This window comes from Corallococcus sp. CA041A, from assembly GCF_003612075.1.
GTDB classification, from domain to species: domain Bacteria; phylum Myxococcota; class Myxococcia; order Myxococcales; family Myxococcaceae; genus Corallococcus; species Corallococcus exiguus.
Genome location: NZ_RAWF01000157.1, coordinates 1 through 24,187, shown reverse-complemented (window position 1 = coordinate 24,187; position 24,187 = coordinate 1). Strand labels below are relative to the sequence as shown.

17 protein-coding genes are annotated in these 24,187 nt (G+C 68.7%); 7 read left to right on the top strand and 10 right to left on the bottom strand.

Annotated elements, in window-relative coordinates:
- Positions 1 to 475: EamA family transporter (locus tag D7V77_RS25820; protein ID WP_147452160.1), on the top strand; the 475-nt coding region annotated here is incomplete at its 5' end.
- A gap of 6 nt (positions 476 to 481) precedes the next feature.
- Here the strand turns inward: D7V77_RS25820 and D7V77_RS25815 are convergent.
- Positions 482 to 2,191, bottom strand: coding sequence for a DUF4157 domain-containing protein (locus D7V77_RS25815; protein WP_158624496.1), 1,710 nt, complete (start codon positions 2,189 to 2,191; stop codon positions 482 to 484).
- Positions 2,192 to 2,836: 645 nt separating this feature from the next.
- Between D7V77_RS25815 and D7V77_RS44915 the strand changes: the two genes are divergently transcribed.
- Positions 2,837 to 3,184, top strand: a complete 348-nt coding sequence (locus D7V77_RS44915; RefSeq protein ID WP_233597231.1) for a hypothetical protein — start codon at positions 2,837 to 2,839, stop codon at positions 3,182 to 3,184.
- Positions 3,181 to 4,092 carry a DUF3396 domain-containing protein gene (locus tag D7V77_RS25805; protein ID WP_158624495.1) on the top strand — a complete coding sequence of 304 codons (912 nt, stop codon included), beginning with the start codon at positions 3,181 to 3,183 and terminating at the stop codon, positions 4,090 to 4,092. Before D7V77_RS44915 ends, D7V77_RS25805 begins: the two co-directional genes overlap by 4 nt.
- Here the strand turns inward: D7V77_RS25805 and D7V77_RS25800 are convergent.
- The 4 genes from D7V77_RS25800 to D7V77_RS44355 all read right to left on the bottom strand — a co-directional run bounded on the left by D7V77_RS25800 (position 4,089) and on the right by D7V77_RS44355 (position 16,774).
- On the bottom strand, positions 4,089 to 6,011 hold the full coding sequence (locus D7V77_RS25800) for a sulfatase-like hydrolase/transferase (RefSeq protein ID WP_120578961.1): 1,923 nt from the start codon (positions 6,009 to 6,011) through the stop codon (positions 4,089 to 4,091). The genes D7V77_RS25805 and D7V77_RS25800 overlap by 4 nt on opposite strands.
- Positions 6,012 to 6,128: 117 nt before the next feature.
- Positions 6,129 to 8,102, bottom strand: coding sequence for a PAS domain S-box protein (locus D7V77_RS25795; RefSeq protein WP_120578960.1), 1,974 nt, complete (start codon positions 8,100 to 8,102; stop codon positions 6,129 to 6,131).
- 119 nt (positions 8,103 to 8,221) lie between these two features.
- Positions 8,222 to 15,652: a HAMP domain-containing protein gene (locus D7V77_RS25790; RefSeq protein WP_120578959.1), complete on the bottom strand. Its 7,431-nt coding sequence runs from the start codon at positions 15,650 to 15,652 to the stop codon at positions 8,222 to 8,224.
- Between the two features lie 222 nt (positions 15,653 to 15,874).
- Positions 15,875 to 16,774: a hypothetical protein gene (locus tag D7V77_RS44355; protein WP_121753298.1), complete on the bottom strand. Its 900-nt coding sequence runs from the start codon at positions 16,772 to 16,774 to the stop codon at positions 15,875 to 15,877.
- Between the two features lie 190 nt (positions 16,775 to 16,964).
- Between D7V77_RS44355 and D7V77_RS25780 the strand changes: the two genes are divergently transcribed.
- Positions 16,965 to 17,645 carry a transglycosylase domain-containing protein gene (locus tag D7V77_RS25780; protein ID WP_158624494.1) on the top strand — a complete coding sequence of 227 codons (681 nt, stop codon included), beginning with the start codon at positions 16,965 to 16,967 and terminating at the stop codon, positions 17,643 to 17,645.
- Positions 17,646 to 17,805: 160 nt separating this feature from the next.
- Positions 17,806 to 18,552 carry a hypothetical protein gene (locus D7V77_RS25775; protein WP_120578956.1) on the top strand — a complete coding sequence of 249 codons (747 nt, stop codon included), beginning with the start codon at positions 17,806 to 17,808 and terminating at the stop codon, positions 18,550 to 18,552.
- A 73-nt stretch (positions 18,553 to 18,625) separates the two neighbouring features.
- On the opposite strand, the gene D7V77_RS25770 is transcribed toward D7V77_RS25775, so the two are convergent.
- Entirely contained in the window at positions 18,626 to 19,363 is a 738-nt protein-coding gene (locus tag D7V77_RS25770; protein ID WP_120578955.1) for a MerR family transcriptional regulator, read from the bottom strand.
- Positions 19,364 to 19,717: 354 nt separating this feature from the next.
- On the opposite strand from D7V77_RS25770, the gene rsgA reads away from it, so the two are divergent.
- On the top strand, positions 19,718 to 20,815 hold the full coding sequence (gene rsgA / locus D7V77_RS25765; protein ID WP_120578954.1) for a ribosome small subunit-dependent GTPase A: 1,098 nt from the start codon (positions 19,718 to 19,720) through the stop codon (positions 20,813 to 20,815).
- 54 nt (positions 20,816 to 20,869) lie between these two features.
- Here rsgA and D7V77_RS25760 read toward each other — a convergent pair whose 3' ends face one another.
- A complete protein-coding gene (locus D7V77_RS25760) occupies positions 20,870 to 21,430 on the bottom strand; it encodes a hypothetical protein (protein WP_147452158.1) in 561 nt (186 codons plus the stop codon).
- A 94-nt stretch (positions 21,431 to 21,524) separates the two neighbouring features.
- Entirely contained in the window at positions 21,525 to 22,130 is a 606-nt protein-coding gene (locus D7V77_RS25755) for a TetR/AcrR family transcriptional regulator (protein ID WP_233597230.1), read from the bottom strand.
- 82 nt (positions 22,131 to 22,212) lie between these two features.
- Here D7V77_RS25755 and D7V77_RS25750 point away from each other — a divergent pair, with 82 nt between their 5' ends.
- A complete protein-coding gene (locus tag D7V77_RS25750) occupies positions 22,213 to 22,962 on the top strand; it encodes a glucose 1-dehydrogenase (protein ID WP_120578951.1) in 750 nt (249 codons plus the stop codon).
- A gap of 24 nt (positions 22,963 to 22,986) precedes the next feature.
- Here the strand turns inward: D7V77_RS25750 and D7V77_RS25745 are convergent, their stop codons facing one another.
- Entirely contained in the window at positions 22,987 to 23,217 is a 231-nt protein-coding gene (locus D7V77_RS25745; RefSeq protein ID WP_120578950.1) for a hypothetical protein, read from the bottom strand.
- A gap of 29 nt (positions 23,218 to 23,246) precedes the next feature.
- Positions 23,247 to 24,089, bottom strand: a complete 843-nt coding sequence (locus tag D7V77_RS25740; RefSeq protein ID WP_120578949.1) for a 2-oxo acid dehydrogenase subunit E2 — start codon at positions 24,087 to 24,089, stop codon at positions 23,247 to 23,249.
- Positions 24,090 to 24,187: the final 98 nt, after the last annotated feature.

Here is a 24,187-nt window from a genome sequence, read left to right as displayed (position 1 = left end):
GGGGTTCGCGGGGGTGGCGCTGCTCAACCTGGGCGGTGACATGAGCGGCGGAGGCGTGGCGGCGCTGGCGGTGGTGGTGGCGCCGGCGGCGTGGGCCTTCGGGTCGGTGTGGAGCCGGCGGTTGCCGATGCCCGCGGGGTTGATGACGCCAGCGACACAGATGTTGAGCGCGGGCGTGATGATGATGGCACTGAGCCTCGCGTTGGGGGAGCGGATGGCGGACGCGGTGCCCCCGCGAGCGATGGTGTCGTTCGTGTATCTGGTGGTGTTCGGTTCGCTGGTGGCGTTCAGCGCGTATGGCTATCTGCTGAAGCACGCGAGGCCGGCGCTCGCGACGAGCTATGCGTACGTGAACCCGGCGGTGGCGGTGTTGCTGGGCGTGGTGTTCGCGGGAGAGACGCTGGGCCCCATGACCTGGGGCGCGATGAGCGCCATCCTGGTCGCGGTGATGCTGCTGGCCCGCGGGAAGCGGTGAGCCGGTTCAGCGCCCACAGCGGCTGATCTTGGAGATGCACATCGTCAGGGCATTGGCGAAGCCGTGGGCGTAACAGCTCTCGTGCCAGGACTGGGCGATGAGCGGATCATTGACCTGGGTGGGCACGCGGGTCATCTGGAAGAACGAGCGGAGCTCGCCGCCGTGGAGTTGGGGACCGTTGCGGTCCTCGTAGTTGCGGGCGTAGTTCTCGAAGGTGATGCGGTCCGCTCCGCTCTCCGCGACCACTCCGCCCCAGTGATACTCCCACACCGGTTCGCAGTAGACAGGAGGAGGAACGAGCGCCACCGGGCGGGGAGCCACCTCGTCCCGCATCCGCATCCAGTTGCGGTTCTGGGCATCCTGATAGCGCTCCATCGCGCCCACGGAGTACGTCTGGAACGCATCGCCCACCCGCGGGTCCGCATAGGCATTGAGGCCCAGCCGGAAGAGGACCTGCTCGTAACGTGTGCGGAGCGTGAGCCCGTTGAGGGTGACGCCGTTGAGCGTCATCGCGGCATTGGCGCGGACCCGGTTCACCAGCCGGCCATAGTTGCGGCCAATGGGGCCGTTGAAGCCCGCGAGCGCCGCCATCTGGGCCACAGGGGTATTGGCGCCCGCCAGCGCGTTCTGCAATCCGACCTGGTAATCGTTGACCGCGCGTTGCCGGGCCGCGGCGGCGTTGGGGCCCTCTGCCTGTCCATGGAAGAGGAACGTGGTGAGGAGCTCCGCCAGCCGGAAGGGGATGTCGCCATGGGCCGGGAAGGCAGGGGCCCATCCTCCGAGCTGCCAGCGCGGTAGATTGAGGAAGAGCTGATTGCCGGACTGCGTGAGCCTCACGGTGCGCTGCGAGTCCTGCTGCTCCCCCATGACCTTGCCGGAGATTTCGTTGCAGTTCTGCGACACGGCGGGCTCGAACTGGCCACCCTCGGACATCGCCACCTGGAACAGCCGCTTGGGTCCCGGGCCGCTCAGGAAGGGCAGACAGCCGGGCTGCGCGGGCGGGCCGATTTCAAGGTAGCGAGGCCCGGGGACCTTGGCGATCCGGTAGCTGGAGCCCGCGGACTTCAACGCGCGGTTGCACCGGGTGATGGCGCTGTCCGTGGCGAAGAAGTGCTTGGCCTGCTCGTGGTGGGGATCGGTGTCCTCGATGGCGAGTTCGTTGTCATCCGAAACCCGGAGCGCGATCTGGTTGTGCGCCCGCACCATGACGTTCACCGTCCCAGCGTCGACGAGGAAGCTGTCCCCGTGCGTCTTCGGGTAGGGGTGGGGCCGCACTCCATCCCGCTGGGTCTCGAAGGTGGCGTTGTGGAGGTTGACGTCCTGGGCGACGAACTGGGCGTTCTGGATGACGTGGTACGCCTGAAGCGCGGGAGTGGGACAAGTCCCCGCCCAGGAAGCCGCGAAGTGCGCACGCCCACCCGAAAGGGCCTGTGCGGCCAGGGCCTCGGCCTCTGCTTCGAGGGCCTCATCCACGAGCAGCCCGGTCCCGCCGTTCCCATGAGGGACGCGTCCCGAGCGCTGTTGCAGCACATGCACCAGTTCATGCGCGAGGATCCGGGTCCCGCGAGCCAGGTCGAGCTCCAGCGCACCCGGAGCGAAGAGGATCTGCTCTCCCCAGCACAAGGCCTCGGCCCCCAGCCTCGCGACCAGGGGATGCTCGTGCAGGCGCACAGCGCTCAGGTCGGCCCCGAAGGCGCGCTCGAACCGGACACGCAACCGCCATGGGAGTGCCTGGCCCCGAGCGCAGGCCTGCGCCAGGAGCGAGGGGGTGATCCAACGGTGCCGAGCATCCAATGTCCGTGCTCCCAATGTATCGGTGCGTGTCCCGTGAAGGGTCTATTAGACCAGGGCTCCCCCGCACACGCGAGCCGCTGAAGACATCGCCAGAGGAGGCAATAGAGTCCGGCACGTGCGTCCCGTGACGAATCTCTGGATTGTCTGCGTCCTGCTGACGGCGTGTTCTGGCGGTTCCCGGCATTCCCGGCACGGAGAACTGGGATTCGTGGATTCGGAGACCGCTGGGAAGGCACGGCACGCGGCGTATGTGGCGGAGCAGGCCACAGCATCCGCAACCCGGGCCGCTGCGTCTCCCCTGCTCCGAGCCATTCCGGCAGCCGTGCTCGCGCTGATGCAGCAGGACCATGACGCGGATGAACTGGAGAAGCAGCTCGCCGACTGCGCGGTCCAGGCGGAGCAGTTGGGGAACGCGCGCTACTTCCACGGCCGACCTCCGACGCGCCAGGAGTGCGCCGAGGTGGTGGAGCAGGACCGCTGCGGCAAGCCTGTGACGCGGGCCATGTTCCTGGGCAGGCAGAAGCATGTCCTCGCCCTTCACTGCGCTGAAGAGGTTTTGAAGGAGCTGTGGCCCGCGCCCTTCAGCATCGAGCAGCGCTACCGCTTCTACCCGAACGCCCGCTTCCTGGAGACCATCAGCCGGAGAAGGAAGCGCGACTCATCGCCGACGGATGCACCGAGGAACTCCGGGGGACCATCAAGCCGGACATCGTCCTGCACGGAGACCGCAACCTGCTTGAGGCCGCGCTCACCCTGGACTTCAAGTTCCCCTGCCCTGGCACCAACCAGCCCCAATGGACGCCGTATGGGCCGAGCAGTCCGTACTTCGGCCAGAACCAGGGGCAAGTCTACAAGACCGCCCTGGGCGGACAGGCCCTGCTCATCTCGCCAAGATTTGGAGTGAGGACGCCATGAGAGACGCCTTTCCCACCATCCGGCTTCAAGGCAGAGGCGGCTGGGTCGCGGGACGCGACGGAATCGTCATCTCCTTCTTCTTCCACGACCATCCTGAGGCCTTTGCCCACGCCGTCTGGCGCGCCCTTCAGGCCTATCTTCAGGCCATCCCTCCTGGGTCGCTGGGCTGGTATCCGTCCGAGGAAGGAGAACTGGAGCCGCTCGACGAGAAGGGATGGGAACACATCCGGACGTATCTTCTGGACCCGCCCTGGAAGGGCGTCTGGACCATTGAGCTGATGGAGAGCCCGAGCGAGGCCGGCAACTACCACTTCGAGTATTACGCGCGCCGCCTCGGGGATCCCATCCTTGAGGACCCCATCAGCTCGGTATCGTTCACGTTCCCGACCGAATACCTCAAGGAGCACGGAGCTTCACACCTTCAAACCCTTGCGCTCCAACTGGGTCATGAGCTGCCTTTCAACTTCGGCTACGCCAGCTTCGCGATCGTCTCCCCCCAAGGTTTGTTCAGCTCAGGCGACTGGAAGCTCACCGAAGCGCTCCTCGCCCGGTATCCGGGACTGGACGCCTACAACAACAGGGAGCTCAGCGCCGTCATCGGCACGCACGCCCTGGCCCCCGCCTGGCTCACGTTCCTCGGCCAGCCCCTGCTGGGACAGCTGGGCGGCATCGACGCGCTCCGGAACGCGCTCCCCTTCCCGGAGGTCTCCCTGCTCCCCATGGACGGTGACCGCGTCCTCGTCACCCTGGACGAATGGCCAGACCCCATCGACACACAGACGAAAGCCATCCCCCCCCAGTACCGCGCACTGGCCCAGCTGATGGAGCCCTTCCTCTTCCAATACAAAGGCGAAGAGCTCCTTCCCTTCCAACACGACACGAACCAGTGGCTCCGCCGGTTCCTCTAACCCTGCGGCCAGGGCGACAGCTTCTCCACCTCGTACCGCCCCAGCAGCGCATGCGTCGCGCGCGCCGCCTCTTCCACCTCCACGCGGGACAGCCCCCGCGGCAGTGACGGAATCAGCGTCGGGAACGGCTGGTCGAAGACGAGCAGGTTCTCCATCTCCAGCGGATCCGTCTCCAGGTCATAGAGCTCCCACTGGTCCGCGTGCTCTCCGGATGGGTCAAACGTCCTCGCCAGCTTCCAGCGGGGCGTGCGTACGCAGCGGACGTGGTTGGGCTGGCACACCGCTCCAGGCTTCAACCCGGGCACCTTGCCCTGCTCCCTCAGCCGCTCCACCGCTCGCGTGTACACGGTGAACAGCGCGTCATCATGCATCTGGTGCGGGTCTCCCGTGCGCGGCAGCGGCTCCGTGATTTCGTCGTCCGTGATGAAGAGGACGCCTTCTCGCGGCGTGCCGTTGGGCTCCATCACCGTGGAGGACTCTCCCCTCGCCAGCGGGCTCAGGTCCGCGCCCACGAACGGCGGCACCGGACGGTGGAGCCTCAGGTCCGTGCGGATCGCCGCCTGCTCCTCGCGGGTAATCCCCGCCAGCCCCAGCACCGTGGGCACGATGTCCGCGTGGCTCGTCAGCGCGTCGATGTATCGCGTCTTCTGCTCCTCGGAGAACTGCACCACCAGCGGCACGTGCAGCGCCTCCTGGTAGGACGTGTGCCACTTCTCCATCAGGTAGCCGTGCGCCGCGCCGTACTCGCCGTGGTCGGAGAGGAACACCACCACCGTGTTCTCCCGAAGCCCCGTCTCGTCCAGCGTCCGCAGCACCCGCTCGATGTGCCCGTCCACCAGGTGGATGAGCCACGCGTAGTACTGCTGGAAGCGCAGCGCCGCCTTCTCCGGGTCGTGCGTCAGCTGGAACGGGATGCCCGCGTTCAACGTCACCGTCACCGGGTCGATGTTCTCGTTCGCCTGGTGCATCGTCAGGCCCGTCTTCGACGACAGCGCGAGCCCCACCTTGTACGCATAGTCCCGCTGGCAGGCCGGCTTGTTCTCCAACGTGTCGTGCAGGTTCGACGGCACGCTCGCGTTGTCCTGCGGGAACCCCAGCGGGTTCAGCGGCACCGTGAACGTCCCCCCCGTGGGCGCCACCGACCGTCCCCCCGTAGGCACCATCAACGGCCCCACCTTGGGCCCCGCCGGATCCAACTGCCGCGGCAGGATGGGATACGTCGCGATGTCGTGCGGATTGGTGAACGACGCCACCGCCAGCCACGGCTGGGGCTCGCTCCCCGGCGCGGCGGCCCGGGGCGCCTCGTACGACTGCTCCGCCAGCGCCCGGTTGTACGGCTCACCCAATGCCATCCGCCGCAGGAAGCCGCACGCCAGGTCCGCGAAGCCTTCGTCACGGAACGCGCCCAGGTTGTTGATGGAGGCCCCGTGCGGCTCCGGATACGACAACTCCCAGTCGTCAAAGCCATACTGTTTCAGCGAGTGGTCCGGAGGATTGCTCACATGCCACTTGCCGAAATAGTGCGTGTGGTAGCCCGCCTTCTGGAACCAGTGCCCCAGCGTCGGAATCCCATCCGCTGACAGCCACGGGAAGGCCGCCGCGTCACCGCTCTTGAACAGGCCGTCCGTCTGCGTGACGCCCGTGCGCGTGCCGTACTGCCCCGTGTAGATGACCGCGCGGCTGGGAGTGCACGCCGACGCCGCGATGGTGTGGTTGCGGAACACCGCCGCGTTCTTCCGCAGCGCCGCGAAGCCGGGGAAGAACTTCCGGAACGGGTTGTCCTCCCCTCCCTCGTCCACGAAGCCCAGGATGTCCTTGATGGCCGGCAGGAAGCCGCCATCAGGCCCATAGGCGAACGGGGGGAACTGGAGCTGATCGACCGTCAGGATGAGGATGTTGGGCCGCGAGGGAGTGGACATGCCCCGTCCCTGAGCACGCGCCATACCAACGGCCTTCCCAGAGACACCGGCCCCACGCCCCGCGTCCCCGGGGAACGCAAGCAGCCCTCCGCCGCGTCCCCACCCGACGCGGAAGGTTCAGCTCGGCGTGCGCGAGGACTCCGTCGGCGTCGCCGCCTGGGCCTCCGTGCGCCGGGGCAGCCAGACGTTGAAGGTGGAGCCCTGGCCCACCGTGCCCGTGGACTCCGCCCAGATGCGGCCGCCGTGCTGCTCCACGATGCCCTGGCTGATGGTGAGCCCCAGCCCCAGCCCGCCGTACTTGCTGCCGTGCGCGCGGCCGAAGCGCTCGAAGATGAGGCGCTGTTTCTCGCTGGGGATGCCCACGCCCTGGTCCTTCACGGACAGGTGCACGCCGCTGTCGCCCTCCACCGCCAGGCGCACCAGCACCTGGCCGCCTTCGGGCGAGTAGCGGATGGCGTTGGACAAGAGGTTCGTCAGCACCTGGTCCAACCGCCCCCGGTCCCACGTGCCCTCCAGGCGCTCGGGGACCTCCACCTTCAGCTCGTGCGTCTGGGACAGCACCGCCATGCGGTCCCGCGTCTCCAGCACCAGCTGCGACAAATCAAACGGCTCCAGCTCCAATGACAGCCGCCCCGCCTGCAACCGGCTGATGTCCAGCAGGTCCTCCACCAGCTTCGCCATGCGGTCGATCTGCCGGTTGATGATCTGCAGCGACTTGCCGGGGCCGGCCTCCGTCTGCCCGCCCAGCTTGAGCAGCGCCAGGTGCGCGTGGCCCTTCGCCGCGGCCAGCGGCGTGCGCAATTCGTGGCTCGCGGCGGCGAGGAACGCGTCCTTCGCCTCGCTCGCCAGCCGCAGCGCCGTCTCCGCGCGCTGGCGCTCGGTGATGTCGCGCGCCACGGAGATGAAGCGGCCGGGGCCCTCCCCTTCCGCCACGTACTGGAGCACCACCTCCACCGGCACCTCCGAGCCGTCGCGGCGGCGGTGGTTGGTGGAATACGTCTGCGACGGCAGCGTGCCGGACATCAGCGGCGCCAGCAGCTTGCGGAAGCCCGTCTCGTCGAAGGCGCTCTCCACCTCCAGCACCGACATGCCCACCAGCTCCTCCACGGAGGAGGACAGCTGCTTGGCCGCGCCCGCGTTCGCGTACGCGAGCGTGAGCGAGTCCGGGGTGAACATCAGGACGCAGTCCAGCGTGGCGTCCAGCGTCGTCTTGAAGCGCCCCAGCGCCTCCTCCGCGCGCCGCTTGTCGTCGATGTCCGTGGCGATGGCCAGCCAGCCCACCAGCTGCCCGTGCTCGTCGCGCTCCGGCACCGCGCGCGCCAGGTGCCAGCGGTAGACGCCGTCCTTGCGACGCAGCCGGAACTCCTGCGTGCTGCTCTGCACCTGCACCACCCCGTCGCTCCACACGCCGCGCATCCGCTCGCGGTCCGCCGGGTGCACGTCCAGGAGGAACGAGGAGAGCGACAGCTCATACCCCTCGTGGTGGCCGGTGTAGTCCCGCCAGGCGCGGTTGGCGTACGTCAGCGCCCCATCCGCGCGAGCCGCCCACATGGGCTCCGGCAGGGACTCCGTGAGCCGCCGGTAGCGCAGCGCGCTCTGGCGCTCCAGGGCCTCGCGGTCGCGCTGGCGCAGGAGGGCCGCCTGGCGCTGGAGCTGCTGCTCCTTGAGGAACAGGTCCACGAAGACGCTGACCTTCGAGCGGAGGATTTCCGGGTCGAAGGGCTTGAGCAGGTAGTCCACCGCGCCGTGCGCGTAGCCCTTGAAGACATGCGCCGCGTCACGGCTGAGCGCGGTGAGGAAGATGATGGGGATGGTGCGCGTGCGCTCGCGCTGCTTGATGAGCGCCGCGGTCTGGAACCCGTCCAGCCCCGGCATCTGCACGTCCATCAGGATGACCGCGAAGTCGCGCTGCAACAGCTGCTTGAGCGCCTCCTCGCCGCTGGTCGCCTTCACCAGGTCCTGGCCCAACGGCTCGAGGATGGCTTCCAGCGCCAGCAGGTTGGCCGGATGGTCGTCCACCATCAGGATGGCCGCGCGCGGGGTGGCGGCGGCTTCCTGGGGACGTTCCGGAGTGTGCTCTGTGGAGTTCATGTGCGCAGCGGGGGAGCGCGTGGGTCAGGGGACCCGATACACGGCGAACAAGGCTAGGGCTGCCCCCTTCCAGACGGAAGTGCCAAGGGGGCTCAAGGATGGATCGTCCTCGTTGAGTATCAAGCACTCACCCACAGCCGGACCAGTTCCAACAGCTTATCGGTATCCACCGGCTTGGGCAGGTAGTCACTCGCGCCGGCCGCCATGCACTTCTCCCGGTCGTCCTTCAGCGCCTTCGCGGTGACGGCGATGATGGGGAGGCTGGCGTACTTGGGGTCCTTGCGGATGGCACGCATGGTTTCATAGCCATCCATCTCCGGCATCATCACGTCCATCAGCACGACATCCACGTCGGGGTGCTGACCGAGCATCTCAATGGCAGCCCGCCCGTTCTCCGCGAAGACCACCTGCATGCTGTGATTTTCCAGCACGCTGGTGAGCGCGAAGATGTTTCGCATGTCGTCATCCACCAGGAGCACCTTCTTGCCGGCCAGCGGTGCGTCCTGGTCGTTGCGCTGCGCCAGGGCCGCGCGCGCGCGCGCCGGGAGGTTCTCGTCCAGGCGGTGCAGGAAGAGCGCTGTGTCGCTGAGCAGCTGGTCGGGGCTCTTCGCGCCGCTCTTCAGGATGACGCTGCCGGTGTAGCGCCGCAGACGGGCCTCGTCCTTGGGCGTCAATTCACGGCCGGTGTAGACGACGATGGGCAGGTCGCGGAAGCGCTGCTGCGTCTTCACCTCCTCCACCAGCTTGATGCCGTCCATGTCGGGCAACAGGAGGTCGATGACGAGGCAGTCGTACTCGTTCTCCTCCAGCTTCGCGAGGGCCTCCTGGCCGGACGCTACCGCGGTGACGACGACGTCACCGCCGTCGCTGAGCAGCTGGGTGAGGCTGTTGCGCTGCACGTCATCGTCTTCGATGACGAGCAGGCGGCGCTCGCGGCGCTCCAGGAAGCGCGACAGCTGTCCGAAGACGCGCTCCAGCCCCTCCTTGCTCACGGGCTTGGTGAGGTAGCCGAACGCGCCCTGGGTGTTGCCCAGGTGCTTGTCCATCACGCTGATGATGTGGACGGGGATGTGGCGCGTGCGCGGGTTGCGCTTGAGGCGGTCCAGCACGCTCCAGCCGTCCACCACGGGCAGCTGGATGTCCAGGGTGATGGCGTCCGGCTGGTACTCGTGCGCCATGGACAGGCCGCTGTCACCGCGCGTGGCGACCAGGGCCTTGAAGCCCTTCTCGCGCGCCATCTGCACCATGATGCGGGCGAACTTCAGGTCGTCCTCGATGATGAGCAAGGTGCGGTCGCCCTCGCGGATGAGCTCGCGGTCGTCCTCCACCACGACGGGCGTGTGCGAGCCCTCCACCTGCGGGGGCAGCGCGGCGTCCAGCACATGGGCCTGCGGCTCGGCCACCGGGGACGGCGGCGCGAGCGGCGTCGTCGCCGTGACGATGCCGGACGTGGACGGGGGGGCGTGCGTCTCCGGCAGGGCTCCCAGCGCGCGACTGGCCTCGTCGTTGCCCTGCCCGCCCTCCTCGTCCGCGCCCTGGTACTCCGGCGGCAGGTAGAGGGTGAAGGTGCTGCCCTTGCCCGGCTCGCTCTCCAGGCGGATTTCGCCGCCCAGCAGCTTGGCGATTTCACGGCTGATGGACAGGCCCAGGCCGGTGCCGCCGTACTTGCGCGCGGTGGAGCCGTCCGCCTGCTGGAACGCCTCGAAGATGATGCGCTGCTTGTCCTTGGCGATGCCGATGCCGGTGTCCTTCACGGCGAAGGCCAGCACGTGGCGCGAGCGGCGCAGCGCCTCGTGGTCGAAGCGGATGCCCTTGTCCGCCAGGCGCACGGTGAGCTTCACGCCGCCCTCGTCGGTGAACTTGAAGGCGTTGGAGAGCAGGTTCTTGAGCACCTGCTGCAGCCGCTGCGGGTCCGTGCGCACGTGGCGCGGCGTGCCCGTCAGCACCTCCACCTGGAAGGTGAGGCCCTTCTGGTCCGCCACCGGGCGGAAGCTGCGGTCGATGAACTGGTTGAGCTCCGTGAGGACGATGTCCCGGGGCTCCACCTGCATCTTGCCCGCCTCCACCTTGGACAGGTCGAGGATCTCATTGATGAGGCTGAGCAGGTCCCCGCCGGACGCGTAGATGGTGTTCGCGTACTCCACCTGCTTGTTGGAGAGGTTCCCGTCCTTGTTGTCCGACAGGAGCTTCGCGAGGATGAGCAGCGAGTTGAGCGGCGTGCGCAGCTCGTGGCTCATGTTGGCCAGGAACTCGCTCTTGTACTTGGAGATGATGGTGAGCTGCTCCGCCTTCTCCTCCAGGCTGACGCGCGCCAGCTCCACCTCGCGGTTCTTCTCCTCCACGCGGGTGTTCTGGTCCGCCAGCTCCTTCGCCTTGTCCTCCAGCTCGATGTTGGTGCGCTTCAACTCATCCTGCTGCTGGGTGAGCTCGCGCGACTGGCTCTGGAGCTCCTGGGTCAGGCGCTGCGACTCGGAGAGCAGGGTCTCCGTGCGCATGTTCGCCATGATCATGTTGAGCACCACGCCGATGCTCTCCGTCAGCTGATCCAGGAAGATTTGGTGGATGGCGCTGAACGGGTGGAACGAGGCCAGCTCGATGACGGCCTTCACCTCGCCCTCGAAGAGGACGGGCAGGACGATGATGTTGAGCGGCGCGGACTCACCCAGCCCTGAAGAGATGGTGATGTAGTCCGACGGCACGCGCGTCAGCAGGATGGTCTTCTTCTCCAGCGCGCACTGGCCGACCAGTCCCTCGCCCAGGCGGAAGCGGTTCGCCAGGTGCTTGCGCTCCCGGTACGCGTAGGTGCTGGTGAGCTTGAGGGACGGCATGCCTCCCTCGGGGTCGGAGAGGAAGAAGGCGCCGTGGTGCGCGGACACCAGCGGGGTCAGCTCGCTCATGATGAGACGGCTGACGGCGTCCAGGGACTTCTGGCCCTGCATCATGCCGCTGAACTTCGCCAGGTTCGTCTTGAGCCAGTCCTGCTCCTGGTTCTTCTGCGTCGTCTCACGCAGGTTGACGATCATCTGGTTGATGTTGTCCTTCAGCGCCGCGACCTCGCCTTCGGCGACGACCGTGATGCTGCGGGTCAGGTCGCCCTTGGTCACGGCGGTGGCCACGTCGGAGATGGCGCGCAGCTGGCTGGTGAGCGTACCGGCCAGCTGGTTCACGTTGTCCGTCAGCTGCCGCCACGTGCCGCGAGCGCCGGGCACGCGGGCCTGGCCGCCCAGCTTTCCTTCGATACCCACCTCGCGGGCCACCGTGGAGACCTGCTCCGCGAAGGTGCCCAGCGTGTCGGTCATGTTGTTGATGGTGTCCGCGAGCGCCGCCACCTCGCCCTTCGCGTCCACGATGAGCTTCTGGGTCAGGTCGCCGTTGGCCACCGCCGTCACCACGCGCACGATGCCGCGCACCTGGGTGGTGAGGTTGGACGCCATGAAGTTCACGTTGTCCGTGAGGTCCTTCCACGTGCCGGCCACACCGGGCACGCGGGCCTGGCCGCCCAGCTTCCCTTCCACGCCCACCTCGCGGGCCACCGAGGACACCTGCTCCGCGAAGATGCCCAGCGTGTCGGTCATGTTGTTGATGGTCTCCGCCAGGGCGGCCACTTCGCCCTTCGCGTCCACCACCAGCTTCTGCTTGAGGTCGCCGTTGGCGACGGCGGTCACCACCTTCACGATGCCGCGCACCTGCGTGGTGAGGTTGCGGGCCATGAAGTTCACGTTGTCCGTGAGGTCCTTCCACGTGCCGGACACGCCCTTCACTTCCGCCTGACCGCCCAGCTTGCCTTCCGCGCCCACTTCACGCGCCACGCGGGTCACTTCGGAAGCGAAGCTGTTGAGCTGGTCCACCATCGTGTTGATGGTGTTCTTCAGCTCCAGGATTTCGCCCTTCGCGTCCACGGTGATCTTCTTGGACAGGTCACCGTTCGCGACGGCCGTGGTCACCAGCGCGATGTTGCGCACCTGGCTGGTGAGGTTGGACGCCATGCTGTTCACGTTGTCCGTGAGGTCCTTCCACGTGCCGGCGACTCCGGGCACCGCGGCCTGACCACCCAGCTTGCCGTCCGTACCCACTTCCTTCGCGACGCGGGTCACCTCGGAAGCGAAGGCGCGGAGCTGGTCCACCATCGTGTTGATGGTGCTCTTGAGCTCCAGGATTTCGCCCCTCGCCTCCACGGAGATCTTCTGCGACAGGTCGCCGTAGGCCACGGCCGTGGTGACCTTGGCGATGTTGCGCACCTGGTCCGTGAGGTTCGCGGCGAGGACGTTCACGTTGTCCGTGAGGTCCTTCCACACGCCCGCGACGCCGGGCACCGCGGCCTGGCCGCCCAGCTTGCCCTCCGTACCCACTTCCTTACCGACGCGCGTGACTTCCGAAGCGAACGCGCGGAGCTGGTCCACCATCGTGTTGATGGTGTTCTTCAGCTCCAACACCTCGCCCTTCACGCTCACGGTGATCTTCTGGGACAGGTCGCCGTTGGCCACCGCCGTGGTCACCTTGGCGATGTTTCGCACCTGGTCCGTGAGGTTGCCGGCGAGGACGTTCACGTTGTCCGTGAGGTCCTTCCACACGCCGGACACGCCCTTCACGTCGGCCTGACCGCCCAGCTTGCCTTCCGTACCGACTTCCTTCGCGACGCGCGTCACTTCCGCGGCGAACGCGCGGAGCTGGTCCACCATCGTGTTGATGGTGCTCTTGAGCTCCAGCACCTCACCCTTCGCGTCCACGGTGATCTTCTTGGACAGGTCGCCGTTCGCGACCGCCGTCGTCACCTCCGCGATGTTTCGCACCTGGGCCGTGAGGTTGTTGGCCAGCAGGTTCACGTTGTTCGTGAGGTCCTTCCACGTACCGGCGACACCCGGCACCTCCGCCTGGGCGCCCAGCTTGCCTTCCACGCCCACCGTGCGCGCGACGTCCGTCACCTGCTGCGCGAAGACGGACAGCGTCTGGGTCATGGCGTTGATGGTGTCCGCGAGCGCGGCGATTTCACCCTTGGCCTCCATCACCAGCTTCTGGGACAGGTCGCCGTCGGCCACCGCCGTCACCACCTTGACGATGCCGCGCACCTGGGTGGTGAGGTTGAAGGCCATGCTGTTCACGTTGTCCGTGAGGTCCTTCCACACGCCGGACACGCCCTTCACGTCGGCCTGACCACCCAGCTTGCCGTCCGTGCCCACTTCCTTCGCGACGCGCGTCACTTCCGAGGCGAACGCGCGGAGCTGGTCCACCATCGTGTTGATGGTGCTCTTGAGCTCCAGCACCTCGCCCTTCGCGTCGACGGTGATCTTCCGGGACAGGTCGCCCTTCGCGACCGCCGTCGTCACCTCGGCGATGTTACGGACTTGATCGGTGAGGTTGTTCGCCAACAGGTTCACGTTGTTGGTGAGGTCCTTCCACGTGCCCGCGACGCCCGGCACCACGGCCTGGGCGCCCAGCTTGCCTTCCACGCCCACCGTGCGCGCGACGTCCGTCACCTGCTGCGCGAAGATGGAGAGCGTCTGGGTCATCGCGTTGATGGTGTCCGCGAGCTCCGCCACCTCGCCCTTGGCCTCCATCTTCAGGCGCTGGGTGAGGTCGCCGTTCGCGACCGCGGTCACCACCTTGGCGATGCCTCGCACCTGGGTGGTGAGGTTGGACGCCATGAAGTTCACGTTGTCCGTGAGGTCCTTCCACGTACCGGACACGCCCTTCACTTCCGCCTGACCGCCCAGCTTGCCGTGCGTGCCGACTTCACGCGCCACGCGGGTCACTTCGGAGGCGAAGCTGTTCAGCTGGTCCACCATCGTGTTGATGGTGTTCTTCAGCTCGAGAATCTCTCCGCGCGCGTCGACGGTGATCTTCTTGGACAGGTCACCGGTGGCCACCGCCGTCGTCACCAGGGCGATGTTGCGCACCTGGGTGGTGAGGTTGGAGGCCATGCTGTTCACGTTGTCCGTGAGGTCCTTCCACGTGCCGCCGACTCCGGGCACCGCGGCCTGACCGCCCAGCTTGCCGTCCGTACCCACTTCCTTCGCGACACGGGTCACTTCCGCGGCGAACGCGCGGAGCTGGTCCACCATCGTGTTGATGGTGCTCTTGAGCTCCAGCACCTCGCCCTTCACGTCCACGGTGATCTTCCGCGACAGGTCACCATTGGCGACGGCGGTGGAGACCTCCGCGATGTTTCGCACCTGGCTGGTGAGGTTGGACGCCATCAGGTTCACGTTGTCCGTGAGGTCCTTCCACGTCCCCGCGGCGCCGGGCACCTGGGCCTGGGCGCCCAGCTTGCCCTCCACGCCCACCGTGCGCGCGACGCTGGTCACCTGCTGCGCGAACACGTTGAGCGTGTCCGTCATGTTGTTCAGCGTGGCGCCCAGCGCGGCGATTTCACCCTGCGACGGCACCATCAGCTTCTGGGTGAGGTCACCGTTGGCGACCGCCGTCACCACCTTCACGATGCCGCGCACCTGCGTCGTGAGGTTGGACGCCATGAAGTTCACGTTGTCCGTGAGGTCCTTCCACGTGCCGGACACGCCGGACACCGCGGCCTGACCGCCCAGCTTTCCTTCCGTACCCACTTCGCGCGCGACGCGGGTCACTTCGGAGGCGAAGCTGTTGAGCTGGTCCACCATCGTGTTGATGGTGCTCTTGAGCTCCAACACCTCGCCCTTCACGTCCACCGTGATCTTGCGGGACAGGTCGCCGCGGGCCACCGCCGTCGTCACTTCCGCGATGTTTCGCACCTGCGCGGTGAGGTTGCCGGCGAGGACGTTCACGTTGTCCGTGAGGTCCTTCCACACGCCGGACACGCCCTTCACGTCGGCCTGGCCGCCCAGCTTGCCTTCCGTACCGACTTCCTTCGCGACGCGCGTCACTTCGGCGGCGAAGCTGTTGAGCTGATCCACCATCGCGTTCACGGTGGTGCCGATGCGGAGGAACTCGCCCTTCACGGGCTGGCCGTCGATCTCCAGCGCCATCTTCTGGGTGAGGTCGCCTTCGGCCACCGCCACCAGCACGCGGGCGACTTCCGTGGTGGGCTGCACCAGGTCGCCGATGAGGGCGTTGATGGACTGGACGCTGGTGGCCCAGTCGCCGCGCACGTCGCCCAGGTTCACGCGCTCGCCCATGCGGCCTTCGCGGCCGACGACGCGCTCCACGCGGACGATCTCGTGGGTGAGCGTGGAGTTGAGCGTCACCACCGCGTTGAACGCGCGGGCAATCTCATCCATGACCACGTCCTGCGCGCCCGACGGCAGCCGCACGGAGAAGTCACCGCCCTGCACGGCCCGGAGCGCCGCCAGCAACTGCTGGAGCGGAGGAGGGCCACCGGGGCGCAGGCCGTCATCAGCGGCCGGGCGGCTGTTGCCGTTGCGGCTTCGCGAGGGAGCACGGCGGGCGGTCGCGGGCTCGGCACGCGTCGCCTCCACGTTGCTCAGCCGGTTGGCCGCGACGTTGCCCTGCGAGCGGGCGCCTGGAGGGCCAGCGTCCTGGCTTGCGGCGGTGGCGGCTGTCTTTCGGCCGTTGGCGCGCTTGCGGGGAGCGGAGGAGCTGGAAGCCTTGGTGTCGTCCACGAATGAAACCCCTGATCGGCGGAAGCGTTGCGACCGGTACTGCGAAACCGGCCCGCGATCCCAGGAACGTCCAATGAGTTCGCGGGTTTGTCGAATGTAAAGCTGGGGCGGAATGGCCCCAGCTGTCAGGCACTGAACGCCGTGCCTGGGCCTGAGCCCCACCAACCCCGAAAGCCCCGGGTCGCAGTCGCGGGCCCGAGGAGAAACCTCCCCATAACAGTTTCAGGGAGGCGAGGCGGTGCACGGGAAGCCGTCGCACCCCTGCACATACAACGCCCGCCCCGAGAGCCTCCGGGCAGGCGCGCGAGTGCGTGCGGGCATCACTTCGCGTGCTCCCGTGCGGACATCGAAGCGCAGCGAGCCCGGCCCCGATGCGTCCGGGGAAGCAGTGGCGCCACAGGCGAGCAGGACCTGATCCGCGGTGTCGAGCCACCACAGGAACTCCACGGCGCACGGGGCTTCCGCCCGCACCAGTTCCAGGGTGCGCGCGTCGTAGACGATGACGCCGCCGCCCCACTCCACCGCCGCGAGCACGCCGCCAGGACCGATGGACAGACGGCCTCCTGGACCCGGCACCTGCGCCTGGCCCAGCACCTTGCCGTCCGGCGCCACGGAGACGAGCTGCCCGGTGGCATCCAGCGCGAGGACTCCGCCCGCGTGGCCGATCAGCCATTCCGGTGGAGTGATGTCGCCCACCGGCAGCAGTGCGCCGTCCCGCTCCCGCAGCAGGTGACCTCCGGCGGCGGCCCACAGACGGCGTGCGCCGTCGAAGGCGAGCGCGGTGGTGCCGGGGATCTCCAGCCGGGAGTGTGAACCATCCTCGCCGCAGACCGCGACGACGCGGGGCCCGAACACCGCCGCGCGCGACGCGTCCGGCGCCACGGCCCAGCCCAGCCGCGTGACCCCTTCGAGCTGCCGCGCCAGACAGTCATTGAGTGCGCCCAGGTGCGCGTCTCCGGCGGGTGAGGCGATGAGGTACGGCAGGCTGGTGGTGGAGACGTAGAGCAGCAGGCCCAGTCCCGCGGCGATGACGAGCGTGAGCGGCCATGCACGGGCGCCCACGCTCCGCGCGAGGCGCGCGCTCTTGCGGCCCGCCGCCAGATGCCCTTCCCGTCCGCTCACGCACGCTCCTCCCGGGACCGGAGGACAGCACAGAAACGGGGCGGAGACTGCTCACCGCGACACGAATGCCCGCCTGCTGGACACCCCGGACGTGGCCCACGCCCTGCAATCCGTGGAGGGCATGCCTTTCTCATGGCGTTTCCGTCGGCGGATGCGGCTCGTGGGCCTCGGACTGTGCGGGGCAGGCCTCATGTTCATGGGGCTCCTGGCCGCGGTGGAGGGGATGTACCAGGTGTTGCTGCGAAGGCTTCCCGCGCTTCCCTCTCCGCCGGACGCCACCGGCCATCTGCCGGCGAACCTCGCCCGGGTGTACTGGAGCCTGTACGAGCCCGGGGGCTCGATGACGGTGAAGCCCGTGTGGCCCTGGACCGTCGCGTGGACCGTGACGCGCACCCTCGTGTCCAAACCGTCTCGGATGGATGTGCCTCCGGGATGGACGCTGGCGGACGCGATCGCCCGGCGTTGGCGCCCGGAGGGTTCGGAGCGCCTGCTGTTGCATGAGCGCTTGACGCTGGGCATCTGGCTCACGCGTCACTGGACGGCGGAGGAACTGCTGGCCTTCGAAGCGCGGCGGATGCCGCTGGGACATGGTCTTCGTGACCTGCCCGAAGCGGCCCGGCACTACCTGGGAAGGGGGGCTTCGGACCTCACGCTGGCGGAGGCGGCGCTGCTCGTGACGATGAATGATGATCCGCGGTGGCGGAAGCACCCCGAATGTTTCATCGACCGGCTTCAGCCGCGCAGGGATGGACGGCTTCGCCACATGCGCATGGCCGGCTTGATGACACCGGAAGAAGAAGCCGAAGCGCGTGCGCAGCCTGTCGTCCTGGCTATCGCGCCTCTCGCGCGGCACCCCTGCCCACCGCCCTGAGCGCGCAGGGAGCGCGTGCGTGCAAGCCCTGTCCCGCGTGCTTCGTCCCATGAATGACCTGCGAGCTGGCGGCCTGCCTTGTGCCGGCTGGTCCTGACGGGTTGCCCTGTCCGGTGAGCACACACCTTTACGCCTCAAGCGAGGGGAAAGGATTCCTGACATGCGACGCTCCATTGGCACCGCGGCACTGGCCTTCAGCTTCTTGCTCTCCACCAGCGCGCTCGCCCAGCAGGTAGGCGACGGTTCGAGCCCCGGGACGACCCCCGGCTCCTCGGGCGCTTCGCCAGAGATGATCAACAGCGGGCAGACAGGCACCGCTGGCTCGTCGGGCACGGTCACGCCCGGCACCAACAACTCCACGGGCGTGCAGACGGGCAACACCGCCACCGGCACGGGTGGCTCTGGCACCGGCGTGAACCCGACTCCGGGCACCACCGGCACCGGAACCACGGGCGGTAGCACTTCCGGCACCGGCGGCACCGGGACCAGTGGCATCGGCACGGGCACCGGCACCACCGGCTCCAGCACGGACACCTACGGCACCGGGAGCACCTCGCCGTCCACCGGCACGTACACGCCGCCCTCGACGAGCACCGGCACCTACGGCGGCGCGGGCACCAGCACCACCGGCGTCGGCAGCTCCGGTAGCAACGGCACCATTGGTGGCTCCGGCAGCACCGGCACCATTGGCGGCACGGGCACCGGCACCACCGGCGCCACCGAGCCCGGCAATGAGTCCAACGGCTCGACCGTCATCAACCCGGGCGGCACCGGTACGGGCGGCACCAGCGGCACGACTGGCACGGGCGGCGTCGGAGGCACCGGCACCAGCGGCTCCGGCGGCACCATGGGTGGCGTGGGCGGCACCGGCACCGGTGGCTCCAATGGCACCATTGGCGGCCAGTAGCCTTCAGCGAGCTGCATTTGCATGACAGCCACGGCCGCCAGCCCTTCGCTGGCGGCCGTCGCCGTGTCTGGCTTTACTTCGGCGCGTCCAGACAGGCCATGGCCCGGCCCACGTACTCCATGAGCTTCGGGTCGCGGCCCTGACGCTGGGCCATCTGCGGCTCCTGCTGGTGCATCGTCTGGAGCGACTTCTCCATGCCGGGGTTGCCGCCCGTGAAGGCGCGGACGAGCTCGCGCCAGCGCGTGGCCAGGGCTCGCACCGGCTCGGACGCGGGGTCGGCGCCCTGCTCCATCTGTTCGCGCATGCTCGCGATGAGACGGGGCCACTCGGCCTCCACCTGCTTGATGGCGTCGTCACCCATCGCCTGGCGACGGGCCTCCAGCTCCTTCAACTGCTCCGGGGTGTAGTACTTCTCGAACATGGTCATGGCCTCGATGGTCTGTAGGAAGTCGTCGGCGGAGACCGGCTCCGCCGCGCGCAGCTGCCGTGCGAGGGAATCCAGGCGGTCGCAGAGCTGACGCTGTTCCGCCAGCTGCTCCCGGGCCCGCTGGAGCCGCAGCTCCACCACGCGCAGGGCGGAGAAGTCCGCCCGGCCCAGCGTCTCGGCAATCTCCTCCAGCGAGAACCCGAGCTGCTTGAGCGACAGGATGTGACTCAGGCGGGCAATGTCCTCCGCCGTGTAGAGCCGATGCCCCGACGCCGTGTGCGCCGAGGGCTTGAGCAACCCAATCTCGTCGTAGTGGTGCAGCGCGCGGATGGACAGCCCCGTGCGCCGGGCCAGCTCCCCGACCTTCAGCTCCGTGTGCTGCATGCCTCACCCCTTTCCAGCCACGGTCTTCGCGTGACTGGATGTCATGGGTACAACCTCACGTCGCGTGAGGTTCAAGGGGGAAAACGCACGGGGGTGGCCAGCGGCCGACAGGAATTGTTAGGGTCCCGCACGGAACGGCGATGACCGCCGGTGGTTCCACGCACCTTGAGGAGACCCGTCCTGATGACTCCGCCCCTTGTCGTCGTCGCGGCCCTGTCCGCCACGCGGGCGCCCATCCGCTGAGCCGGTCGCATCACCGTCGTCCGTCGCAGCGCGAGCCCCGCTTCCTTCACGCCCGGCGCCCCGGAGTCCTCTCCCCGCGCCCCAGGCATCGCTCTGCCCGGAGTTCCCCAAGTGTCACTTGAAACCCTCGGCTGGGGTCCCGACCTCGACCTCGCGCTGTCCAACACCGTCTCGCAGTCGTCTTCCTCCTCGTCCCTCGTCCCCGGGCGCGTCGTGCGCCAGCAGCGGGGACTGCTCACCGTGCAGACCGCCGGCGCGGCCTTCCTCGCGCGCGCCTCCGGACGCCTCCTCCATCAGGCCCAGGGCCCGGAGGCCCTGCCCACCGTGGGCGACTGGGTCCTCCTGCAACCGCCCGCGTCCGGTGACGGAGAGGCGCTGATGCACTCCGTGCTGCCCCGCCGCAGCCTCCTGAAGCGGCGCGAGGCGGGCAGCGAACACGACGGCCAGCTCATCGCCGCCAACGTGGACGTGGTGTTCCTCGTCGTGGGGTTGGACGGCAACTTCAACCCCCGCCGCATCGAACGGTCCCTCACGGTGGCCTGGAACAGCGGCGCCACGCCCGTCGTGCTCCTCAGCAAGGCGGACCTCGCGGACGACGCGGCCGGGCGCGTCCTGGAGGTGCAGGCCCTGGCCCCCGGCGTGGACGTGCTCGCGGTGAGCGCGCGAACGGGCATGGGCGTGGAGGACGTGCGCGCACGGCTTCCTCCCAGCAGGACTGGCGTGCTGCTGGGCTCGTCCGGCGTGGGCAAGTCCACGCTCGCCAACCGGCTGCTGGACGCCGCGCGACTCGTCACCCAGCCCGTGCGGCCGGAGGACGACAAGGGCCGGCACACCACCACGCACCGGGAGCTGTTCGTGCTGGAGCACGGCGGCCTCATCATCGACGGGCCCGGCATGCGCGAGCTGGGCCTGTGGGGCGACGACGAGGAGGGCCTGGCCAACGCCTTCGCGGACCTCCTCGCGCTGGCCACCGGCTGCCGCTTCAGCGACTGCGGCCACCAGGGTGAACCGGGCTGCGCGGTGAGGGCGGCGGTGGAGAACGGCACGATCCCCGAGGAGCGGCGCGCGAACTTCGCGAAGCTCCTGCGCGAGCAGGCCTTCCAGCACCGCCAGACGGACGCCACCGCGCAGCGCGAGCACAAGCGGGTGCAGCGCAACCAGTCCAACGAGGGCTGGGCCCGGACGCGCTCCAAGCGGCGCGGCGAATAGACAGACACCTCCGGGCGCGGTGCGGACACCCTCCGCGCCGCGTCCGGATGTATTTCAGAGCCCGGGGCTCGAATCCGGCACGGAACCGGGCGGCGGCAGCGGCGGCGGAGTCGGGGTCTCCAGCACCGGGACCTCGCCCTCCTCCGGCGCGTTCGCATTGTCCGGCACGCGGACCGGCGTCTCCGGGCCCGTGCCCAGGTCCTGCCGCGGATTGACGTTCTGGGACTCCGACGCGCAGGCGTAGGCCACGGTGCGCGAGCCCACCAGGAGCGTGGGCACCAGCAGACCAATCGCGGCGCAGTTGCCCTGTTCCTCGTCAGTGCGGTTGCCGCCAGCGCACACCGCCGACCCGATGAACGCGCCCGCCACCGCCAGGCCCGCCTGGATGAGGAAGTCGCTGGGGGTCGCGCGGCTCTGCGCCCACGCGATGCCGTTCTTGCACTCGCTGCCAGGGGGACTCGACACGGGCAACAGGCCCACCGCCGTGAACCACTGCCGGTCCTGGTGGACCTTGGGCTCCGGCCGCAGGTTCGTGACGATGCTCGTCCGATAGCAGCCCGTCTGCCCCAGCATCAGCGCCACCATCGACGCCGCCACCGCATGTGCCTTCCGCATCAATGCCCCCAATCCCGGTGAGTGACCGCATGCACCCGCGTTCAGGCCTCTGTGCCTAGCCTGAACGCGGGGGTCACCGGAAGAGGGGACGGCTCTAGCGACGGCGCTTCACCGGGGCGGGCAGATGTTCGAACGCCGTCTCCACCATGCCGCGCAGGCTGGCCTCGTCCATGCCCGCCTTGCCCACGGCCTCCAGCCCCCGGAAGACCGCGAGCAGCATGGCACCCAACCTCTGTGAGTCAGCGTGGGCGGCAAGGTCCCCATGTGCCCGGGCCTGCTCCAGGCAGCGAACGAACGCGGCCTCCAGCCCCCGGAAGGTCTCCAGTGCCCGGTCCGCCACGTGCGCGTCCTGCGCCGCCAGCTCCGACGTGCCTCGCGCCAGCAGACACCCTCGCCGGTTCGCGGGCGCCGCGGACGCGGTGGCCACGCCCAGCATGTACTGGCGCAGCCGCTCCAGCGCTCCTGCGTCCGGCCCCTCCAGCGTCTTCTTCACCGACTCCACGGAGCCCACGCAGTACGTGTCGAACACCTTCAGGAAGAGCTGATGCTTGTCGCCAAAGGCTCCGTAGAGGCTGCCCTTCCCCAGCCCCGTGGCCTGCATCAGGTCGTCCATGGACGTCGCCGCGTAGCCCTTGGTCCAGAACTGGTCGCGCACCGCCCGCAGCACCTGCGCTTCATCGAATGTCCGAGGCCGAGCCATGCCCGGAAAATAAAAGTTATTGACCGTTCGGTCCACCATTCTTAGATATGGACCACGAAGTCCACAACCAAGGAGTGGGACGATGGGCAGGCTCGACGGGAAGGTGGCGGTCGTCACGGGTGGAACCACGGGCATCGGCTTCGCGTCCGCGAAGCGCTTCGCGCAGGAGGGGGCGAAGGTGTTCCTCACCGGCCGCCGGCAGGCGGAGGTGGACCGGGCGGTGCAGGAGATTGGCCACGGCGCGGTGGGCGTGCGCGGGGACGTGTCCGTGATGGCGGACCTGGACCGGCTCTACGCGCGGGTGAAGGAGGAGGCGGGGCACCTGGACGTGGTGTTCGCCAACGCGGGCGGCGGCGAGTTCGCGGCGCTGGGCACCATCACGGAGGCGCACTTCGACCAGACGTTCAACGTCAACGTGAAGGGCACGCTGTTCTCGGTGCAGAAGGCGCTGCCCCTGTTGAAGGACGGCGGCTCCGTCATCCTGACGGGCTCCACCGCGGGCTCGGACGGCTCGGCGGCGTTCAGCGTCTACGCGGCGACGAAGGCGGCCATCCGCTCGTTCGCGCGCACCTGGGCGACGGACCTGAAGGGGCGGCGCATCCGGGTGAACACGCTCAGCCCGGGGCCCATCGACACGCCGGGACTCAACGGGCTGGCGGCCGACGCTGCGGGGGCGAAGCAGATCAAGGAGTACCTCACCAGCCTCATCCCGCTGGGACGCATGGGGCAGCCGGACGAGGTGGCGAAGGCGGCGCTGTTCCTCGCGTCGGACGACAGCAGCTTCGTCAACGGCGCGGAGCTCTTCGTGGACGGCGGCGCCGGGCAGGTCTGAGCGGCCCGGCGAGGAGGGACCGCGTCAGTCTTCCTTGCCGTCCGGGTTCGACGCGGCCAGCTTGCGCATCTTCGCGGCGAAGGGGCTCTCGCCGTTCACCGGCAGCGGGCCGCCGGCCATGCGCTGGCGGCGGTCCATGGCGAGGTGGCCCTCGGGAGGACCTTCCAGGGCTTCCTTCTCGAAGCGGTCCTGGCCGCTCAGCACCCGCCCCACGGGACGGGACGAACCGACGCGACGAAAGGGATCCACGGACATGGTGCCGACCTCCGGATGACGCCCCTGTTCTACCGCGCTTCGGTCCCCGGTGCATCCCACCCCCGGGGATCCTCCAGCGCTCCGCCGATGTGCCGAAGCACCCGCGCGGCCAGGTCCACGTCGATGAGACGCGAGTCCCAGGTGCAGGTGAGCGTCATGGCCTTGCCGGGCACCAGCACCCCGTCCTGCACCACGGGCACATCCCGCACCAGCCCGGGCGCCAGCAACAGCGGCACGCGGGTGTAGGGCACCATCGCGACGAAGCCCCGCTCCAGCCCCAGTGAGCCCAGGTTCGTCACCGCCACGGAACCGAACGGGTCGAACGGCATGCCCACGCGGCGCAGGTTCACGTTCAGGCCGTACCAGACGAAGGACAACAGCCGCAGCGCGGGGCCCATCAGCCAGCCGGGCAACAGCGACGAGCGCCGCTTGCCCCGCTCGATCTCCACGTCCTCGCGCGCGCGGACCCGCGACACCCGCGACTCCATGGCGTCCGCCAGCGCCTCCAGCGACTTCTGGTCCGCGCGGTGCACGGTGGCGGTGGTCAGGTCCACGCGCGACGAGCCGCTCGCTGGCTGCACCACCAGCACGCAGACGCCCACGTCCTCGCGCAGCCACGGGCGCTGGCCCCGGAGCACGACGTTGGCCTCCGGGTAGCGGCGCAGCGCGTCCGCCGCGGCCTTCGCCACCAGGTGCGTCACCGTCAGGCGGCGGCCCGTGAGCGTGCGGTGCGTGGCCATGAACGCGAGCGCCGGCTCCATGCGGACCTCCAGCGCCGCGTAGGCCGTGGGGTCGCGGGGCGCGCGCCACGTCCCCAACGCGAGCTTGCGCAGGGCACTGGCCGGAGACGCGGGATGGAGGTCCAGGTTCATGGAAGGTTTCTCAAGCCTTTGCACGGCGGGAGGACCGCGCGCAACCGGGACGGGCACCTGTTAGACATTGGCCCCAACGCCCCTGCCCTTCCCCTCCC

Excerpts from the sequence above, each read along its gene's own strand:
- D7V77_RS25805 (WP_158624495.1), top strand. The coding sequence starts at position 3,181 with ATGAGAGACGCCTTTCCCACCATCCGGCTTCAAGGCAGAGGCGGCTGG.
- D7V77_RS25800 (WP_120578961.1), bottom strand. The coding sequence starts at position 6,011 with ATGTCCACTCCCTCGCGGCCCAACATCCTCATCCTGACGGTCGATCAG.
- D7V77_RS25795 (WP_120578960.1), bottom strand. The coding sequence starts at position 8,102 with ATGAACTCCACAGAGCACACTCCGGAACGTCCCCAGGAAGCCGCCGCC.
- D7V77_RS25780 (WP_158624494.1), top strand. The coding sequence starts at position 16,965 with ATGTTCATGGGGCTCCTGGCCGCGGTGGAGGGGATGTACCAGGTGTTG.
- D7V77_RS25775 (WP_120578956.1), top strand. The coding sequence starts at position 17,806 with ATGCGACGCTCCATTGGCACCGCGGCACTGGCCTTCAGCTTCTTGCTC.
- D7V77_RS25770 (WP_120578955.1), bottom strand. The coding sequence starts at position 19,363 with ATGCAGCACACGGAGCTGAAGGTCGGGGAGCTGGCCCGGCGCACGGGG.
- D7V77_RS25760 (WP_147452158.1), bottom strand. The coding sequence starts at position 21,430 with ATGCGGAAGGCACATGCGGTGGCGGCGTCGATGGTGGCGCTGATGCTG.
- D7V77_RS25755 (WP_233597230.1), bottom strand. The coding sequence starts at position 22,130 with ATGGCTCGGCCTCGGACATTCGATGAAGCGCAGGTGCTGCGGGCGGTG.
- D7V77_RS25750 (WP_120578951.1), top strand. The coding sequence starts at position 22,213 with ATGGGCAGGCTCGACGGGAAGGTGGCGGTCGTCACGGGTGGAACCACG.
- D7V77_RS25745 (WP_120578950.1), bottom strand. The coding sequence starts at position 23,217 with ATGTCCGTGGATCCCTTTCGTCGCGTCGGTTCGTCCCGTCCCGTGGGG.
- D7V77_RS25740 (WP_120578949.1), bottom strand. The coding sequence starts at position 24,089 with ATGAACCTGGACCTCCATCCCGCGTCTCCGGCCAGTGCCCTGCGCAAG.